Here is a 17,107-nt window from a genome sequence, read left to right as displayed (position 1 = left end):
AGTGCCATGCTAGAGACAACCCTGAACTTTGAGGCGGTCAACTGGAACCGGCCCGAGGACGGCTACACCAAGATGTTCTGGGACCAGAACGTGCGGCAGTTCTGGGTGGACGAGGAGATTCCCCTGGCCGACGACAAGCTGGCCTGGATGACCCTGAACCGGGAGGAGAAGCGGGCCTACGAGGAGGTGCTGGCCGGGCTCACGCTTTTGGACACCCTGCAGGGCAGCCTGGGGATGCCGCAGATGGTGCAGTGGGTGCCGGGGCTCCAGGCCAAGGCGGTGCTCAGCTTCATGGGGGCCATGGAGCACATGCACGCCAAGAGCTATAGCTCCATCTTCTCCACCCTCTGCACCAGCGAGCGCATCGAGGGGCTTTTCGCCTGGGTGCGCCAGCAGCCCGAGCTCCAGGCCAAGCTCGCCCTCATACACCGGGCCTACACCGCCATCCGGGACGAAAAAAGCCTCTACCAGGCCATGGCCGCCAGCGTGCTTTTAGAGTCCTACCTCTTCTACTCGGGCTTCTTCTACCCCCTCTACCTGGCCGGGCAGGGGCGGATGACCAGCTCGGGGGAGATCATCAGCCTGATTATCCGCGACGAGGCCATCCACGGGGTGTACGTAGGCCTCTTAGCCCAGGGGCTTTATGCCCGGATGAACGAAAAAGAGCAGAAGGAGGCCGGGCGCGCGGTGGAGGAGCTTTTAGAGCGGCTCGACGCCCTCGAGGCCCGCTACACCCAGAAGCTCTACAGCGCGATTGGCCTGGAGGAGGAGGTCCTCCGCTTCTCCCGCTACAACGCCGACAAGGCCCTGATGAACCTGGGGCTGGAGCCTTTCTTCCGGGTGGAGGCCGAGGAGGTGAACCCGGTGGTGCTGGCCGGCCTGCGCACCGAGACCAAGCACCACGACTTCTTCTCCACCAAGGGCAACGGCTACGTCAAGGCCATCCGGGTGGAGCCCCTCTCGGACCTAGACTTCTACTTCCCCGAGGACAAGCTGGACCTGCAGCCGGTCATCAAGCGCGACGGGCGGCAGGTGCCCTTCGACGAGATGCGCATCGTGCGGGCGGTGCAGAAGGCCGCGGGTGCGGTGGGGGTGAGCCTGGACCTCGAGCGCATCGCCCGCCACGTGCTGGAGCCCATCAAGCGCGAGGCCCAGACCCAAAGCCTCTCGGTGGAGGAGATCCAGGACCGGGTGGAGCGGGGCCTGATGGAGACCTACCCCCAGGTGGCCCGGGCCTACATCCTCTACCGCGAGGAGCGGGCCAGGCTGCGGCGGAAAGGGACCTGAGCCAGCGAGGCTAGTCTTCCCGCAGCACGTACCCCACCCCCCGCACGGTGTGGATGAGGCGCCGCTCGCCGGCGCCCTCGAGCTTCTTCCTCAGGTAGCCGATGTAGACATCCACCACGTTCGAGCCCCCCTGGTAGCCGGGCCAGACCTTCTCCTCGATTTCGAAGCGGCTGAAGACCTTGCCCGGGCTTTTGGCCAGGAGCTCTAAAAGCTCGAACTCCTTGTTGGAAAACTCGATGCGCCGCCCACCCCGGTAGACCTCGCGCCCCTCCAGGTTGATGATCAGGTCGGAGACCCGAATCTCCCCGGTGATGGCCGGGGTCACCCGGCGCAGGTGGGCCCGGATGCGGGCCAGGAGCTCCTCGATGCTGAAGGGCTTGACCAAATAGTCATCGGCCCCGGCGTCCAGGCCCTCCACCTTGTCCTCGACCCGGTCCTTGGCGGTGAGGATGATGATGGGCACATTGGAGGTTTTGCGGATGCGGCGGGCCACCTCGAGGCCGTCCATCACCGGCAGCATCAGGTCCATCACCACCAGATTGGGGTTGGTCTCGCGAAAGCGCGATAGGCCGGTGATGCCGTCGTAGGCCACCTCGGTGCGGTAGCCCTCGGCCTGGAGCTCGAGCTCGATGAAGCGGGCGATGTCCTTCTCGTCCTCCACAATCAGGACCAGGGGTTGTTCAATGCCTTCCATACCAGCAGGGTAGCCAGAGTTCTCATGAGAAGGGTGGCGATTCGCCGGGCGTTCAGGGTCCGTTCAGGGTGGTTTAAGGCCCGTAGCCCTACAGTAACCGGCGGGAGGTGAACAGGCATGAACCCCCATAGGCAGATGGCACTCATAGGTTATCGGGTAGCTGCAGGCCTTCTTCTGGCCCTCCTGGCGGCTTGTGGTGGCGCTGGAACTGGCGGTGGTGGCACCGGCGCTGGAGGTGGAGGCGGCTCCGGCGGTGGTGGTGGCGGCGGCAACGCCCCCACCCAGGTAGAGGTCCGGCTCACCGACCCCCAAAACGCCCTGCAGGGGGCCCGCTACCGGGTGGGGAACGGGGCCTGGCAGGCCCTGAGCTTCCAGAACGGCCAGGCCAGCTTCCAGGCCCAGGGGACCGTGGAGTACGAGGTGGCCCTGCGCTGCAGCAACCAGGGTTTTGGTAGGCTCCTCTTCTTCAAGGCCAGCACCAGCCAGACCCGGCAGGTGGACCTGACCTGCTCCTCTGCCCAGACCCCCTCTCAGAACGTCCTTTTCACCTTCAACCTGACCCTGCCGGCCCAGGTCGGGAGCACCCAGATCCAGGACGGGGACCTGGTCTATGTAAACAATCGCCAGGGTGCCGTGTCAAGTGGCAGCGCCAGCATTACGGCTGAGCTTCCCCAAGGGCAGCAGGAGGTCTGGGTGGGGGTCTTCCGCCCGGGCAGCAACCCCATGGACCTCACCCCTATTGGCGGCAAGCTGGTGCAGGTGAACGTGACCGCAAACGGCAGCGCGAACATCGACGACCAGGGCTACCAGGCCTTTGCCCTAAAGCAGATCAGCGCCAGCCTGCCCCAGGGGTTCACCGGTGCAGGGTCCGTGGCCTTCTTCAAGAATGGGATGAGGGAACCCGGTTGGGCCGGCCTGGGTAGCCAGTACGGCGTTCTGAGCGGTGCTGGGGGCAAGTACGTAGGGCTCTACCAAGCCGGGGCCAGCAGCTCGGCTTCGGCCGAGGAGCTCGGGGTCTGGCAGGAGACCGGCGGAAACGACTGGAACGTGCCCCTGCCTGCCCCCTGGGGAAGCCAGGGCCCGAGCATCTCCAACAACGCCCGCACCTACACCCTGGCCTACCCCAATGCCCAAGTCTTTACTCTGGACCTGAGCGGCCTGGCCCAGGACGGCAACACCCCCTTCCAGATCCTGGCCACAGTCTACCCGAGCGGGAGCTCCACCACCTACACCCTGCCCGACCTGCAGAGCGAACTCAGCTACACCTACGCCACGAGCGGCACGGCGAGCTACCAGGTCCGGGCCTATACCCATATCCAGGGCCTCGAGCTGTTTGGGAGCACCCAGACGCTCGACGAAAACGTCCTCCAGGGGCTGCACGTTGCCTACGCCGGGAAGAGCGGGCAGGTAACTGTGCAGTAGCCCCCCTTCTCCCCACCCCCCGGAAGGCCCCGGGGGGTGGTTCCTCTGGGTAAAAGGGGCTACCGCGTCCTCCAAAACCAACCCACCGTCCTTGCCCCCAGCGCCCCGCCACGTAGCCCAGCCGCTGGTTCCCCTTGGAATCGGGCGGCTTACCGTCGCGGCCAGCTCCTTGAAAACGGTGCGGTGGCGCTCGGCGTTCGGGACCGGCCAAACCAGGACGGGCAGGCTGCCCTCCAGGGTGTCGGAGCTCCCCGGGCCGGGAAGCTGGCCAGCAGGGCCTGGAGTGTGTCGTGGTTGTAGCGGCTGGCGTGAGTTGTGCTCACCAAGGATGCTGGTCGTGTGAGTCGTCACACGACCAGCATCCGCTTCATAGCCCGGCCCAGGCGCTTGATGCCCTCCTCGATCTCCTCGTGCGAGGCGCTGGAGTACGATAACCGCAGGGTGTTTTTCCCGCTGCCATCTGCAAAGAAGGGCTGGCCTGGCACGAAGGCGGTCTTCTCCTCCACCGCGCGCCTGAGGAGCTCCAGGCTGTCCAGCCCCTCAGGGGCGGTAAGCCAAAAGAACATTCCCCCCTGGGGCGTGTGCCAGCCCACCTCCTTGGGCATGTGGCGCTGCAGGGCCTCGAGCATCCAGGCGCAGCGGGCCTGGTAGGTGGTGCGGATGCGCTGAATCTGGCCCTGGTACCAGGCCTCCTCCTTCACCAGCTCGTAGACCAGCATCTGGTTCAGGGTGGGGGAGTGCAGGTCGGCCCCTTGCTTGGCGTGGGTGATCTTCTGGATGACCGGCCCAGGCCCCACCACCCAGGCCACCCGCAGGCCCGGGGCCAGGGTCTTGGAGGCGGTGGAGAGGTAGATGACGTTGCCCCCGCCCAGCTCCTGGTCAAGAGCGTAGAGGGTGGGCAGGGGTCGGCCGCTGAAGTAGAGCTCGGCGTAGGCATCGTCCTCCACGATGAGGACCCGGTACTTGCGCGCCAGCTCCACCAAAGCCTGGCGGCGCTTCAGCCCCATCAGCCGCCCTGATGGATTCTGGAAGGTGGGCATCACGTAGAGGAACCTGGCTGCCCCGGCCTGGAGGGCCGCCTCGAGGGCCCCGGGCTCCAGCCCCTCCTCGTCTATGGGCAGCGAGACGTACTCGGGCTCGTAGGGGTTGAAGGCGCTCAGGGCCCCCAGGTAGGTGGGGGCCTCTACCAGCACCCTGGCCCCGGGGTCGATCAGCACCTTGCCGATGAGGTCCAGGCCTTGCTGCGAGCCGGAGACGATCTGCACCTGTTCGGGGGCGGTGCGGGGCAGCCTCTGCGCCACCCAGGCCCGAAGTGGAGGGTAGCCCTCGGTGGTGCTGTATTGCAGGGCCTGGGCCCCCTGGTCGCGTAGGATGTGCTGGGTGGCCTCGGCAATGCGCTCGAGGGGGAAGAGGTCGGCCGCTGGTAGCCCTCCGGCAAAGCTGATGAAGCCGGGGCTTTGGGTGAGCTTCAGGATTTCGCGGATGGTGGAGGCCTGGATGCGCTGGGTGCGCGCGGCGAAGCGGGGCTCGTAGGGTTGGGTTTCCACGCCTAAAGTCTACCCCTGTGGCATGACGTTTTGCGAAATCCCCATCGCAAAGTCGTCAGGGTTCCTGGAACTCGCCCTTGACCCCCTCGAGCACCACCACATCCCCGCTGTCGAGGTTGTACAGCAGCCGGCTGCCCTCTACGAAGCCGTCTTTGTTCTCGCTGCGCACCGGCTTGTCCTTGGTACCGTAAAGGAAGGCCACCCGGTCTTTTTCCTGCACCACCGCCCGCTCGGCCGTGGTGGTGCGGCCCTCCTGCTGCAGGCGCACCCTGCCCAGGAGGTGCAGGACCTCCTCGTCCACGTTGTAGACCATGCGCTCGGCAGCGCCCTTCAGGGGTTTATCCCCCTGGCGTTCCAGCTCGATGGGCCCCGCAACCCGCGCCTCCCCGCTTTGGTTGTCGTAGTCCAGGCGGCTGCCCCAGGCCTTGCTCCTGCCCTGCTGGACCTCCACCGCCCGGGGTTCGGGCTTGAGGTTGAGCTCGAGGCGGTCCTCCTCCTCAATGTAGCGGGCCGTGCCTCCGGTCAGAATAACAAAGTCGTTGACCTCGCGGATCTGCTCCACCCGGGCAATGGCCCCGTAGGCCCTGGCGTTCTCGCCGAAGCTGATCTGCACCCGGAAGGGGGGCGGGTCGGCGAAGAGGGAGCGGACCAAGGCCTTGCCCTCGGCCTGGGCCCCCACCCTCACATCGAAGGCCTTGAGGCTGCCGTCGCTTTGCTCGGCGGCCTCGAGCCGCACCTGCTGCCCTACCTGCAGCTCCTCAAAGCGGATGGGCTTCTCCCCGTGCCAGTAGCGGGTGAGGGCGTCGGTGGTGAAGAGCTTTTCGCCCAGCCACAGGGTTCTCTTCTCGGGGTCGAGGGCGGTCAGGGTTCCGCCAAAGAGGTCGCGCAGCTCGATGAGGGCCGGGGGGTTGTCGGGCCCGGTCTTGACCACCACGATTTTCTTGCCCCGCCGCTCGATCTCGGCGGTGGTCTGGAAGTTGGGCGCCTCCTCGGGCTGGGCCATGTTCACCCCCTGCAGGGTCGCGGCCCAGAGCAGGAGCCCCACCATCCAGAAGCGCATGGCGGAAATTATGCCACCCCTTTTCGTGAGGAGGCCCTGAAGCGGCTATACTTAGCCTTTGGTTATGCGAGGGGTGCTGGAGAGCCTGGACTTCCACCGGGTGCGCGAGGCTCTGGCCGAGCGGGCGGCCACCCCAATGGGCCAAGAGGCGCTTTTGGCCCTGGCCCCCGAGCCCACCCTCGAGCGGGCCCTGCTCCGGCAGGCCACCCTGGCCGAGGCCCTGGCCTACCCCTACCGGCTGGAGGGTTTTGCCGACGTCCGGCCGGCCTTGGCCGCGGTGCGGGAGGGGCGGCGGCTGGAAGGGGTGGAGCTCCGCAGGGTGGCCTCGAGCCTGGAGGCGGCCCTGGCCTTGAAGCAGGAGCTGCTGCCGGTGGGCGGGCACCTGGGCCGGATTGCCAGCGGCATTGGGGCGCACGAGCTATTTTTGCAGCGGGTGCGGGCCTGTCTGGACGAGGCGGGGGAGGTGCGCGACGAGGCCACCCCCCGCCTGCGGGAGATTCGCCGCCAGCTAAACCCTTTGCGCCAGCAGATTCTGGACCGACTCTACCAGCTCCTGGACCGCTACCCCGAGGCGGTGCAGGAGCGCTTCGTGACCCAAAGGCGCGACCGCTACGTGATTCCCGTCAAGGCCAGCTTCCAGCACCAGCTTCCCGGGCTGGTGCTCGACCAGTCCGACTCGGGCCTCACCCTCTACCTCGAGCCGGCCTCGGTGGTGCCGCTCAACAACCGGCTGGCCCGGCTCAGGCTGGAGGAGGAGGCCGAGGTGAACCGGGTGCTCTTCGAGCTCTCGGCCCTTTTGGCCCAGGACGCTGAGCTCGAAGCCACCCTGGAGGCCCTGACCGCTTTGGACGTGGCCCGGGCTGGGGCGCTTCTGGCCCGCGACTGGCAGCTCTGCCGCCCCCGGCTCAACCGGGAGGGGCGCTACCGGCTCAAGGGGGGGCGCCACCCCCTGATCGAGAACCCGGTGCCCAACGACCTGGAGCTGGATGAGAAGCAGCGCATCCTCCTCCTCACCGGGCCCAACATGGGGGGCAAGACGGCCCTGCTCAAAACCCTGGGCCTCGCGGTCCTGATGGCCCAGTGCGGGCTGTACGTGCCAGCAGAGAAGGCCGAGCTGGCCTTCCCCGACCGCGTCTTCGTGGACATCGGCGACCAGCAGTCCATCCAGGACAACCTCTCCACCTTCGCCGCCCACCTGCTGCACCTGAAGGCCGTGCTGGAGCAGGCCACCCCGGATAGCCTGGTCCTCCTCGACGAGCTGGGCACTGGCACCGACCCCGAGGAGGGGGCGGCCCTGGCCCAGGCCCTTTTGGAGCGCCTGCTCGCCCAGGGGGTGCGGGGCCTCATCACCACCCACCTCTCCCCCCTCAAGGCCTTCGCCCAGGACACTTCGGGCCTGGCCAACGCTTCCATGCGCTTCGACCTGGCCCATCTGCGGCCCACCTACCAGCTCGAGGTGGGGGCCCCCGGGCGCAGCTATGCCTTCGCCATCGCCCGGCGGCTGGGCTTGCCGGAGGCGGTGCTGGCCCGGGCCGAGGCCCTGCTGGGCCCTGAGGGGGGGAGGTTGGAGCGGCTTTTGGCCGCGCTCGAGGCCGAGCGCGAGGCCCTCCGGCAGGCCAGGGCTGCCGCCGAGGCCGAGCGCCGGGCTGCCGAGGCGAGGGCAGAAGCGCTGGCCCAGGAGTGGGCCCGTCTGGAAGCGGAGCGGGAGCGAATTCTGGAGGAGGCCCGCGCCCAGGCCCGGGCTCTGGTGGAGGAGGCCCAGCGGCGGGTGCAGAAGGCCCGCGAGCGGGCCAGGGTCCAGGGGAGCGGCCAGGCCTTGCAGGAGCTGCTGGCCCTGCGCTCGCAGTACCAGCCCGCCCCGCCCCCGGCCCCCACCCCTCCGGCCCTGGCGGCGGGCAGCCCGGTGGAGGTGCCGGGGTATGGCGCGGGGCGGGTGGTGGAGCTAAGGGGGAAGGAAGCCCTGGTGCAGGTGGGGGCCCTGCGGCTCACGGTGCCGCTTGCCTCGCTCAGGCCTATGGAGTCCGCCGGGACCCCCCGGGGTGGCCAGACCCACCGGGCCCGCTTCAACCCCGAGCTCAACCTGCGCGGTCTCACAGTGGAGGAGGCCCTTTTGGCGGTGGACGGCTACCTGAGCGAGGCCCAGGCCACCGCCACCACCCCGGTGCGGCTTCTGCACGGCAAGGGCACCGGGGCCCTGCGCAACGCTCTGCGCGACTTCCTGCGGCGCGACCGGCGGGTGGCCGAGTACCACGACGCCATGCCCTACGAGGGCGGCCACGGGGTGACGGTGGTGCACCTGCGGGTCTAAAGTCCTTCCCTTCTGGGCAAAGCCGAAACAGCTATACTTGCTACATGCGGCCCGCATTACTGGCCCTCTTTCCGCCTCTTCTTCTCCTCAACCCTACGCTCCCACGCTTTCTTCTGCTGCCCCTTCTCTTGAGCTGCCTCCTTCTCTGGGGAGCCAAGGGAGCCCCGGCGGCCCTCCCCGCCTTTCCTGCTCTGGGGACTTTCTTCTTCGGGGGCTACCTCCTGGAGCATAGCTCCCTCCGCTTCCCCAACTGGCCCCTCTCCTACCGCTTTGCCTGGGGAGTCCTGGCCGTTCTTCCCTGGGGGCTTGGGGTCTACGGGTTCTGGCTGGGTGTATTCCGCCTGGAACCCCTCTTTCTCTCCGGGGGAACCGCCCTGAGCCTCCTGGGCTTCCTATCTCTCCGAAGGCATCTCCTGGAGGGCCTGGGGGCCCTGCAAAAGAGGAGCTCTCAGAAGGAGCCTAGAAAGGGGAAACTCTAGCGCCCATAGGAAGCCCTCCAGACCTACCTTCCTCGGATTCTGGCCGGGGTGGCTCCTCAAAGGCGATCTGCCACACTTCTCCTCTGATATCTGATTAGTGGTTAAGACTTTTGTAATGGTAGGCCTGCTATAAAACGGTCGGAGGTTAAACGCTTATGCTTCGACTCCTTCTTACGCTCTTCGCAGCAGGTCTCCTTCTGGCGGGTTGTTCTAGGCAGGTCTCGGACCCATCCCCCCCTTCGAGCACCTCATACCTTAACAGGCTTTTCCAGCAAGCTGGCATCCCCGTGGATGTTGTAAGGGTAGAGACTCAGCTACCCACCACTCTAGGGCTCGTGGTAACCAACGGTCTTGAGGCTCCTTCAGCTTCTGTTCAGACCCTAAGCCAGGGTTCCAGTGTAGGAAATCCCGGGGGCTTCTACTCCGTCGCCAGGGCCTACCACATCCCAACCAACGATGAGGACCCCGTACTCCTCATGGGGGCGGCCTTGATCAAACCGGGACAGACCCAGGTAACGGTTGATGTGGAGAGCACCGCCTTTCACATGGTGGCCTACTGGGACTGGGTGGACTGGGTGAGGCTGGGCATTTCGTCCCTCGAAGCGGTCGAACCCCTAGTGCGGCAACACCCCCGCTACGGCGAGCTGGTGGGCAGGATAAGGGATTCCCTGCAGCGCAACCAAAGCCCGTACGAAGACGATGAAATCGTCTACCTCAGCGCCGAGATCGCAGGCGACCTGGTCGCCGAGCGCATAGCCAATCTTCCTAACACAATAGAGCCCCAGGGTGTCACGAACATCCCCACCCTCAGCTTCTCGGGGAGCGGCTTGGAGGTGACCAACAACACCTCCATCACCTGGGCTGCGGGTTGGATGGAGTACGAGAGCGAGCGCATTCTCTCCACAGGGGTGGTGATTCCCGAGGCAGATCTCTCTTTCCGCTACCTCACCGGCCCCTCTACCAAAACCCTGAGCCTTTCCGGCTCTTCGAATGGGCGCTACCTGGTCTGCTTGGTGCCCTCTGCGCCGGGGGGCTGGTCGCAGACCGGCGGGGCCTTCCCTCTTCAGGACCTGCTGAGCACCCTGAACCGAATCGCTACCCGAAGAGGGTGGGTAGAGTTTGGGCTCACTGCTTCGGGGTTCCTGCCCGGCATAGGGGGTCTCACCGCAGGACTGGTGGACGCAGCCCTGGATGAAGACCTGATCTCAGCCCTAGTTGAAGTCAACCAAGGGGCAATAGACCTCTACTTCAACAACGTCGAAAACCGGATCCGACAGGCCGAGTACGAAAGGAATCTTCACAGACTCAAGATTGCCATCCTGCAGGACCGCATAACCCCCCTGGACCAGGAGATCAGCGATCCCAACCTTAGACAAAGCCCCACCGCCAGGTGGAAGCTGCTAGCCGAGAAGAAGTACAAGAACGACATCGCTATTGTAGGGAGGAAGCGAGGAAAGGACTACTTCACCGCCGACGGAAGGGTCGACCAGAGGTACACCAACCAGATAGGCCTCTACGTGCTGAAGCAGGAGAGAGCACACCTGCAGCATCAACTCTCCAGGGAGCAAAGGGCGGCTGCGGAGGTAGAGCGCAGGCTGGGAAGGCTTAGGGGCATCGACTTCTACGGGAAATTCCTGGTGGTGCCCGTCGTCGCCGATGCTCTAGGCATGGTCTACGACACGGTAGCCTACAAGGACGTCTACGCCTGCTACGAGGTGCAGGTGGGCACCCAGGGGATCCGGTACACCCTGGGGCCCAACATGCAGGTCACACCCGCGCAGATCTCCAACGGCAGGAGGAACGAAAGCTACACGTTCAACATCAAGGTCCTCCACCTGACCCAACAGACCGCCAACTTCACCCTGGCCTGGAACTTTGGCGACGGTGCCACGGGCAGCCGCAACGTCAGCGCTTCCCGCAGCCTCCATCAGGAGAGTATCTCCCACGCCTACAGTAGCCCGGGGGCCTACGGGGCAACCATCCAGCTCACCGCTGGAACCAACAGGTCCAGTCAGGTGGTCCCCGTCTACATTGAGATCCCTGAGCAGAGCAATGACTACAGCCTGAACATCTGCAACGTTTGGAAGGCTGCCAACAGTGGAGGCTACGGGGTCACCCGGGACAACTGGGACATCAGCGCTATCCCCGATGGGGCCACCTTTAATATCTCCTTCGATACCTACTCCATACCCGACCGCATCTTTGTGGAATACCCCGTAGGCACCCAGGTGCTGGATACGGGCTGGCGGGGTAGCAGCTCCTACAATGGGAACCCCATGTACCCCGGCGGCATCTCCGGGCCGGGCCAGGGGCAGTTCAACAACATCTTCCGCAAGCTGCCGGGACAGAATGCCTTCCGAGTAACCGTGGTTGGACCAGACCGAGACACGGCGTGGCTATACAGCATTCGCTGCAACACGGGTACTTCCTCCCAGTCCCTAGGCCCAATCGAGGTGCCCCCCGAACCCGAAGCCCAGCGCCTCTTCCAGAGCAACCCTGAGCGCTAGAGGCTCGCAAGGTCCTTCACTCCCTCTGCCTTGGCCGGGGCAGAGGGGGTCCCCTTGCGTTTACGAGCGGATGGCGAAACCCAGCAATGTGGACTGGGTAGCGCAAGCCTAGGAGGATTGCTGCTAGGTTTTGGGGCATGACGCGCGGTCTGGCGCTGGCAACAATCCTCGGGCTCTTCCCCTGGGCTTCGGCCCAGCCCCCCACCATAGCCCAGCTCGCTCGAGAGCCCCGCGGCGGGGGCAGCCTCTATGTAGAGCGGGTGCTGGAGCGCACCCCCAGTTTCACCCGCTACCTGGTGCGCTACCCCTCGGAAGGGCTCTGGATGTACGGCTTTATGAACGTTCCCAACCGGCCCGGGCGCTTCCCGGTGGTCATCGTCATCCACGGCTATGTCAACCCGGCCACCTACCGCACCCTGGCCTACACCACCCGCTACGCCGACGAGCTGGCCCGCGCTGGCTTCGTGGTCCTCCACCCCAACCTGCGCGGACACGGCCTATCGCAAGGCCAGCCAGACCCAAGCCCCTGGCGCATCGCCTACGCGCGGGAGATTCTCGACCTGGCCGCCATCGTGCGGACCCAGGCCGGGCAGGGGGCGTTGGAAAAGGCCCTACCCCACATCGGCTTGATGGGCCACAGTATGGGGGGCGGTATCGCCCAGCGGGTGGCGGTGGTGGACCCCAGCATACGCGCCGTGCTCCTATATGGCACCATGCACGGCGACGACCTGAAAAACGCTCAGCGCATCTGCCATGTTTTCACGGGTGGGGCCAGGGGTTGCGCGGAGGCCCGGAACCCGCCCCCCAACCTGGCCCAGGTCTCCCCCCTCTACCACTACCACCGCCTGCGGGCCATGGTGCAGGTCCACCACGGCACCCAGGACCCCCAGACCCCCTATGTTTGGGCCCAGGAGATCTGCGCTGCCCTGCAAAAAAGCGGGGTGGACCACCGGTGCTTCGCCTACCCGGGGGCCGGCCACACCTTCCAGGGGGCCCACCGCACCCTGCTTATGCAGCGGGCCGTGGCCTTCTTCAGGGCCGCGCTAAACTGAAGGCCGGGAAGATGCACCTCTACGTCCACGTGCCCTTCTGCCCCACCCTCTGCCCCTACTGCGATTTCCATGTGGTCCGGCGGCAAGGGGGGGTGGTGGCGGCCTACCTGAAGCGCCTGGCCGAGGAGGCCCAGGCGTTGTACGCGCGCTTCCCAGGTCCCCTGGAGACGCTCTACCTGGGCGGCGGCACCCCCAGCTTTCTGCGCGCTGGGGAGCTCGAGGCCCTCTTCCAGGCCCTGCCCTGGGACCTTTCCCAGGCCGAGGTCACCCTCGAGGCCAACCCGGGCACCCTAAACCCCGAGCGGCTGGCCCTGCTGCGGGCTTTGGGGGTCAACCGGCTCTCCTTGGGGGTGCAGAGCTTCCAGGAGGCGGTGCTCAAGGCCCTGGGCCGGGCCCACGGACGCAAAGGAGCCCTGCGGGCGGTGGAGCTGAGCCTGGAGGCGGGCTTTCGCACCTCGGTGGACCTGATCCTGGGCCTTCCCCAGCAGGACGTGGAGGCCGACCTGAAGGAGGTCGCGGCCCTGGGGGTGGGACACGTCTCGGCCTACACCCTCCAGGTAGAACCCGGCACCCCCCTGGCCCTGTCGGGCTACAGCCCCGAGCCCGAGCTCGAGGCCCTGGCGCTGGAGCGGGCGGTGGAGGTGCTGGGGCAGGCTGGGCTCCGGCGCTACGAGGTCTCCAACTTCGCCCGGCCCGGCCAGGAAAGCCGGCACAACCTGGCCTACTGGCGCAACGCCTTCTGGGGCGCCCTGGGGCCCAGCGCGGTGGGGCAGTACCCTGCCCCCCCCTACGCCCTCCGTCTCACCCACCCCCCCCTGCCTCGCTGGCTGGCCAAAGAGGCGCCCGCACCAGAGCCCATCCCCCCCCTCGAGCACGTCCGGGAGTCCCTCATGCTGGGCCTCCGGCTGGCCGAGGGGGTGGACCTCTCCGAGCTCGAGGCGCGCACCAAGCTGGCCTTGCAGGCGCCGTTGGGGCCGGCCCTGGCCGAGCTGGCCCAAGGTGGGGGGCTGGCCCTCTCCGGCAGCCGCATCCGCGCCACCAACCTAAGCACCTTGCACCCGGTCATCCTGCGGCTTTGGGAGGCTTTGGAGGAGGCCTACCCGGCACAAAAAAACACCCAGCCCTAGGGCTGGGTGTTGCCAGAAGGCTCCTTAGAAGTCCATGTCGCCGCCCGCTCCCCCTGCCGGGGTGGTGCTGGCCTTCTTCTCCTCGGGCTTCTCGGCCACCACCGCCTCGGTCATGAGGATCAGGGCCCCAATGGAGGCGGCGTTCTGCAGGGCGGTGCGGGTCACCTTGGCGGGGTCCACGATGCCGAACTCCATCATGTCGCCGTACTCGCCGGTGGCCGCGTTGAAGCCGTAGTTCTTCTCCTTCTTGTTCAGGATGTTGTTGACCACCACGCTGCCCTCATAGCCGGCGTTGGCGGCAATCTGGCGGGCCGGCTCCTCCAGGGCCCGCAGCACGATCTTGGCCCCGGTGGCCTCATCGCCCTCGAGCTCCTTGATCAGGTTCTTCACCGCCGGCACCGCGCGCAGCAGGGCCACCCCACCCCCAGGCACGATGCCTTCCTCCACCGCAGCCCGGGCCGTGGAGAGGGCGTCCTCGTAGCGGTGCTTCTTCTCTTTGAGCTCGGTCTCGGTGGCCGCACCCACGCGGATTACCGCCACCCCACCCGCGAGCTTGGCCAGGCGCTCCTGGAGCTTCTCCTTGGAGTACTCGCTGTCGGTGGTCTCGAGCTCCTTCTTGATGCCGTTGATGCGGGCCTCGATGTCCTCCTTCTTGCCCTTACCGCCTACGATGGTGGTCTCATCCTTGCTGATGCGCACCCGCTCAGCGCGGCCCAGCATGGAGAGGGTGGCGTTCTCCAGCTTGAAGCCCAGCTCCTCGCTGATCACGGTGCCCCCGGTGATGGCGGCGATGTCCTTGAGCATCTCCTTGCGCCGATCACCGAAGCCCGGGGCCTTCACCGCAGCGATGTTGAGGGTACCGCGCAGCTTGTTGACCACCAGGGTGGCCAAAGCCTCGCCCTCCACATCCTCGGCGATGAGCAGCATGGGCTTCCCGGTCTGGGCCACCTGCTCCAGCACCGGCAGCAGCTCCCGCACGTTGGAGACCTTCTTCTCGGTGATCAGGATGTAGGGGTCGTCGAGCTGCACCTCCATGGTCTCGGGGTTGTTGACGAAGTAGGGGGAGATGTAGCCCTTGTCGAACTGGTACCCCTCCACGAAGTTCAGCTCGGTCTCCAGGCTCTTGGACTCCTCGACCGTGATGACCCCCTCGCGGCCCACCTTCTCCATGGCATCGGCGATCAGGTTGCCGATCTCAGCGTCGTTGTTGGCCGAGACGCTGGCCACCTCGAAGATGGCCTTGCGGTCGTTGACGGGCACCGCGAGCTCCTGGATGCTCTTGACCGCCACCTCCACCGCCTTCTCAATGCCCCGCTTGAGGGCCAGGGGGTTGGCCCCAGCCGCCACGTTGCGCAGGCCCTCGCGCACGATGGCCTGCCCCAGCACGGTGGCGGTGGTGGTGCCGTCCCCGGTGATGTCGTTGGTCTTGGAGGCGATCTCGATCATCAGCTTAGCGCCGATGTTCTCCAGGTGGTCCTCCAGCTCCACTTCTTTGGCTACGCTCACCCCGTCCTTGGTGATGGTGGGGCTGCCAAATTTCTTCTCCAGGACCACGTTGCGCCCGCGGGGGCCCAGGGTCACCTTCACGGCGTTGGCCACCGCGTTCATCCCACGCTCCAGGCTCCGGCGTGCCGCTTCGTCGAAAACCAACATCTTAGCCATGGTTACACCTCACAGAACAGCCAGCAGATCGCGCTCGGAAAGGATGATGTACTCCTCGCCGTCAATCTCAATCTCGGTGCCGCCGTACTTGGCAAAGACCACCACGTCCCCTTCCTTGACCTCCAGGGGCACCTTGGTGCCGTTGTCCAGGGTGCGGCCCGTGCCCACCGCAATCACCTTGCCCTTCTGGGGCTTCTCCTTGGCGGTGTCGGGCAGCACGATGCCCCCTTTGGTTTTGGGCTCCTCCTCAATGCGCTTGACCACCACTCGATCGCCTAGGGGTCTCAGCACAGCCGTTGTCGCCATCTGGGTTCCTCCTGTGAAGGGGTTTGACAGTCTTGGGTTTTGAGTGTCAACCCGAGGCTATATTATTCCGGCCTGCCGGTGAGATTGTCAAGAGGGATGGGACACAAGACCCAAGACAGTTGAGCCTGGTTTTGTCAAGAGCTAGCGGCGGCGGTAGCGCAGCACGTACCCCTCCAGGCCGGCCACCAAAGCGTAGAGGAGGATGCCCAGCCCCACCGTGACCAGCACCGCCGCAAAAGCGTTGGCGTAGCGGAAGTTGAGCCGTTCGGTGTTGGCCAGGTAGCCAAGCCCCGCCCCCCCGAAGACGAACTCGGCCACCACCGCCCCAATCAGGGCCAGCGAGACGGTGAGCCTGAGACCCCCCAGCACCACCGGCAGGGCCCCGGGCACCTCGAGCTTGGCGAAGACCCCCCAGGCCGTGGCCCCCATGGTCTGGAAGACCTCGCGGTAGACCCGGTCCACCTCCCGCACCCCCACCATGGTGCTCACCAGCACCGGAAAAACGGAGACGAGGGCCACGGTAATCACCTTGGGGACCAGGCCGTAACCGAACCAGATGATGAGCAAAGGAGCGATGATAACCGTGGGCACCGCCTGCAGGGCCACGATGAAGGGCGAGAGCAGGCGCTCCAGGGGCCGGCTCCGCCCCATCCAGTAGCCCAGCGGCAGGCCGAGCAGGAGGGCGAAAAATATGCCCAAAAACACCGCCTCTAGGGTGGCCAAAGTGGCCTGCAGGAGCAAGGGGGTGTTGTCGAGAAGGGCGCGGAACACCTGAAAGGGCGAGGGCATGAAGAGGGGGATGCGGGCTGAAAGCAGGCTCCAGAGCAGGAAGAAAAGCCCCGTGAGCCCCAGGACGCCGACCACCTCCCAGGGGGGGCGCAGGGGCGGGGGGGGCGGTTCGATGAAGGTGGAGTCGGCCACCCCCAGCCGCTCGCGCAGAAGGGCCTCCACCCCGTCGGTAAAGGCGGTCAGGCGGCCCTCGCCCCGGGTCTCCAGCACCGCGTCGATCCGCCCGCCGGTGAGCACCACCACCCGGTCGGCCAAATACACGGCCTCGCGGATGCTGTGGGTCACGAAGAGGATGGTCTTGCCGGTGCGCTCGTGCAGGCGCTTGAGCTCGAGGTTGAAGCGCTCCCGCACCAAAGCGTCCAGGGCCGCAAAGGGCTCGTCCATCAAGAGCACCTCGGCCTCCTGGGCCAGCGCGCGGGCGATGGCCACCCGGGCCTTCATGCCGCCGGAGAGCTGGTGGGGGTAGAGCCGCAGGTAGGGCTTCATGCCCAGGTGGGTCTCGATCCGGCCCCGGCCGGTGAGCTCGATGGGCAGCCTTATGTTCTGCTCCACATTGCGCCAGGGCAGAAGCCGGTAGTCCTGGAAGACCATGGCCGGCCGGCCCAGGACCTCGACCGTGCCCGCCTGGGCCTTCTGCAGGCCCGCCACCACCCGCAAAAGGGTGCTCTTGCCCCCCCCTGAAGGCCCGATGATGGCCACGAACTCCCCCTTGCGCACCTCCAGGTCCACCCCCTTGAGCACCTCCCGGCCCTCGAAGGCCACGGTGATGCCCGAAAGACGGATGGCCGGCGCGGCGGGGGTGGTCGGTGGGGCTGCCGGGGCCTGGCCCATGGCCCTAGCATAAACCCGGGCCGGCTATCCGGGCGC

The 17,107-nt window shown here is 66.3% G+C and carries 13 protein-coding genes; 7 read left to right on the top strand and 6 right to left on the bottom strand.

Annotated elements, in window-relative coordinates:
• Positions 1-6 precede the first annotated feature (6 nt).
• Positions 7-1,287, top strand: coding sequence for a class 1b ribonucleoside-diphosphate reductase subunit beta (gene nrdF, locus DV704_RS04130; protein WP_114798428.1), 1,281 nt, complete (start codon positions 7-9; stop codon positions 1,285-1,287).
• 10 nt (positions 1,288-1,297) lie between these two features.
• On the opposite strand, the gene DV704_RS04125 is transcribed toward nrdF, so the two are convergent.
• A complete protein-coding gene (locus DV704_RS04125; protein ID WP_114798296.1) occupies positions 1,298-1,981 on the bottom strand; it encodes a response regulator transcription factor in 684 nt (227 codons plus the stop codon).
• 135 nt (positions 1,982-2,116) lie between these two features.
• On the opposite strand from DV704_RS04125, the gene DV704_RS04115 reads away from it, so the two are divergent.
• Complete coding sequence (locus DV704_RS04115; protein WP_158539597.1) at positions 2,117-3,403, top strand: hypothetical protein; 1,287 nt, start codon at positions 2,117-2,119, stop codon at positions 3,401-3,403.
• Positions 3,404-3,750: 347 nt separating this feature from the next.
• Here DV704_RS04115 and DV704_RS04110 read toward each other — a convergent pair whose 3' ends face one another.
• A complete protein-coding gene (locus DV704_RS04110) occupies positions 3,751-4,950 on the bottom strand; it encodes a PLP-dependent aminotransferase family protein (RefSeq protein WP_114798294.1) in 1,200 nt (399 codons plus the stop codon).
• A gap of 55 nt (positions 4,951-5,005) precedes the next feature.
• Positions 5,006-6,010: a DUF5666 domain-containing protein gene (locus DV704_RS04105; protein WP_233498233.1), complete on the bottom strand. Its 1,005-nt coding sequence runs from the start codon at positions 6,008-6,010 to the stop codon at positions 5,006-5,008.
• 64 nt (positions 6,011-6,074) lie between these two features.
• Between DV704_RS04105 and DV704_RS04100 the strand changes: the two genes are divergently transcribed.
• The 5 genes from DV704_RS04100 (at position 6,075) to hemW (ending at position 13,483) form a co-directional block, all read left to right on the top strand.
• Complete coding sequence (locus DV704_RS04100) at positions 6,075-8,318, top strand: endonuclease MutS2 (protein ID WP_114798293.1); 2,244 nt, start codon at positions 6,075-6,077, stop codon at positions 8,316-8,318.
• 44 nt (positions 8,319-8,362) lie between these two features.
• Positions 8,363-8,797 (top strand): hypothetical protein, encoded by a 435-nt coding sequence (locus tag DV704_RS04095; protein WP_114798292.1) that lies wholly within the window; start codon positions 8,363-8,365, stop codon positions 8,795-8,797.
• Between the two features lie 524 nt (positions 8,798-9,321).
• Complete coding sequence (locus DV704_RS04090; protein ID WP_158539596.1) at positions 9,322-11,304, top strand: PKD domain-containing protein; 1,983 nt, start codon at positions 9,322-9,324, stop codon at positions 11,302-11,304.
• 137 nt (positions 11,305-11,441) lie between these two features.
• Entirely contained in the window at positions 11,442-12,356 is a 915-nt protein-coding gene (locus DV704_RS04085) for a S9 family peptidase (protein ID WP_114798290.1), read from the top strand.
• 11 nt (positions 12,357-12,367) lie between these two features.
• Positions 12,368-13,483: a radical SAM family heme chaperone HemW gene (gene hemW, locus DV704_RS04080; RefSeq protein WP_114798289.1), complete on the top strand. Its 1,116-nt coding sequence runs from the start codon at positions 12,368-12,370 to the stop codon at positions 13,481-13,483.
• Between the two features lie 24 nt (positions 13,484-13,507).
• On the opposite strand, the gene groL is transcribed toward hemW, so the two are convergent.
• The 3 genes from groL to DV704_RS04065 all read right to left on the bottom strand — a co-directional run bounded on the left by groL (position 13,508) and on the right by DV704_RS04065 (position 17,071).
• Entirely contained in the window at positions 13,508-15,145 is a 1,638-nt protein-coding gene (gene groL, locus DV704_RS04075; RefSeq protein ID WP_114798288.1) for a chaperonin GroEL, read from the bottom strand.
• A gap of 9 nt (positions 15,146-15,154) precedes the next feature.
• Positions 15,155-15,451: a co-chaperone GroES gene (gene groES, locus DV704_RS04070; RefSeq protein WP_114798287.1), complete on the bottom strand. Its 297-nt coding sequence runs from the start codon at positions 15,449-15,451 to the stop codon at positions 15,155-15,157.
• 141 nt (positions 15,452-15,592) lie between these two features.
• On the bottom strand, positions 15,593-17,071 hold the full coding sequence (locus DV704_RS04065) for an ABC transporter permease subunit (RefSeq protein ID WP_114798286.1): 1,479 nt from the start codon (positions 17,069-17,071) through the stop codon (positions 15,593-15,595).
• Between the last annotated feature and the right edge of the window lie 36 nt (positions 17,072-17,107).

Origin of the sequence: Meiothermus sp. QL-1 (assembly GCF_003351145.1) — a bacterium.
GTDB lineage: Bacteria > Deinococcota > Deinococci > Deinococcales > Thermaceae > Meiothermus.
Note: the sequence above shows the minus strand (reverse complement) of the source record. Positions and strands in the feature narration are given on the sequence as shown.